A 1,887-nucleotide genomic window follows, 5' to 3' on the forward strand; every position below is an offset into this window, starting at 1 on the left:
CGGCACGGTTGACGGCTTCGCCGCTGATCTCGGCATCCTTGGCGGACTGGCGGGCGATCTTTTCCGTCTGGGCGGCGTTGTCGGCGTTCTGCTTGATGTTGGCGGCCATCTGCTCCATCGAGGCGGAGGCTTCTTCGGCTGACGCTGCCTGCTCGGTCGCGCCCTGGGAGACCTGCTCGGAGGACGACGACAGTTCCTGGCTGCCGGCCGAGACGTTGTCGGAGGCGGCGAGCGCATCGCCGACGACGCCGCGCAGGCGCTCGACCATATTTTGCAGCGCGATGCCGAGCGTATCCTTGTCCGACAGCGGCTGCGGCAGGGCGGTCAGGTCGCCGTTGGAAATCTTGTCGGCGACGGTGGCGTTGGCGCGCAGGTTGGTGACCATCGCGAGCATCGACAGGCCGAGGGCGTCTTTGTCGGAGAGCGGCTTGGGATCCTGGCTCAGATCGCCGGCGGCGATGCTGTCGGCAACATCGGCCGTGCTGCGCAGATTGCTCGTCATGACATTGATGGTGTTGACCAGATCCTTGATTTCGTCATTCGTCTTGACGTCGATGCGCTGGTCGAGGTCGCCGATGGCGACGGCATTGGCAGCGGCGGCGATCTTGGAGAGGCCGCGCATGATGCTGATGCCGATCCACAAGGCGGCGGCAACCGACAGCAGCACGCCGGCGGCGGCGGCAATCATCAAGGCATAGAAAGTGTCGCTGGATGCCGCATCGGAGGCCTGGTCTTCCGCGGCGATCGCGGCGCGCGTCATGGACGCCAGTTCTTCGGTCAAGTCGTTGAGCGTCTTGGTGGCGGCAGCGCCCTCGCTGTGGTTGACGACGACGGCCTGGTCATGCTGGCCGGTGAGGGCCAGATCGCGGATGCGGCTGCTCAAGGCGGAGAAGCCGACGGAGAAATCGCGGATTTCCGCCCATTTCTCCTTGAATTCCGCCGGGGCGTGTTCTTCGCCTTCGCGCAGCGCCTCGTTGAATTCGCCGTGATGGCGCTCGATCGCCTCGATGGCGGCCTTGATGTCCTGGCCGTTGCCGGAGAGCAGCAGATCGGCATTTGCAAGCGACATCGAGTCGAATGCATGTACCAGCCTGGACGCATCGGCATCCTGGCGAACGGGGCCGCTCAGCAGGGCATTCTGCATCGAGGCGACTTCGCTCACTCCATGCATTCCGAAACCTGCGCAGCCGATGGTGACGGCAATCAGCAGCCCGAAAGCGACGATCAATTTGGCCTTTATGGTGAAGCGCATATTCTCCATCCTCAACGCGGTTTCGATGTCTTGCGGCTGACGTGGTTATCCGGAAAGCTCTGCCGGTCGCCAGATAACCCGGCAGAGCGTTTTGCCTGTTCAGCAGTCATTGCGCACCCCGGCCGCGGGCCGGGGTGCGGTTCGATCTCAGGCGATTTCCTTGAAGTCGAGGTCGTCCTGATCCGGCCCGCCCTGGGCGAGATCCAGGGCAAAACCCTTGACCCGAGCCTGCTGGCCGGCAATCGTCTGTCCGGCAGGCTTTTGCGAACGCAGAACCGGCTTGACCGGTTTCGCCGCTTTGACGCCGCCGCGTTCCGGGGCACGACCGCTTTTCGTTTCGACCTTGAAGAAGGCGATCGAGGTCTGCAGTTCTTCGGCTTGGGCCGCCAGTTCTTCCGAGGTTGCCGACATCTGTTCGGAGGCGCCGGCATTCTGCTGCGTCACCTTGTCAAGCTGCTGGATCGCCTCGTTGATCTGTGCTGCGCCGATATCCTGCTCGCGGCAGGCCGCGGTGATCTCGGCCACCAGTTCGGCGGTCTTGCGGATATCCGGCACCAGGCGTCCGAGCATGTCGCCGGCTTCCTGGGCGGCCTTGACCGTGTCGCCGGACATGGCGCTGATTTCGGCGGCGGCCG

The 1,887-nt window shown here is 64.1% G+C and carries 1 protein-coding gene and 1 pseudogene; both read right to left on the reverse strand.

Annotation, left to right across the window (positions count from 1 at the left end):
- A partial coding sequence (locus DEM27_RS34325) for a HAMP domain-containing protein (protein ID WP_165823744.1) occupies positions 1-1,252 on the reverse strand: 1,252 nt, incomplete at its 3' end.
- 147 nt (positions 1,253-1,399) lie between these two features.
- Positions 1,400-1,887: pseudogene (locus tag DEM27_RS33340) on the reverse strand (methyl-accepting chemotaxis protein); the annotation flags it as partial.

The sequence above is a fragment of the Rhizobium album genome, assembly GCF_003122325.1.
Taxonomy (GTDB): Bacteria; Pseudomonadota; Alphaproteobacteria; order Rhizobiales; family Rhizobiaceae; genus Metarhizobium; species Metarhizobium album.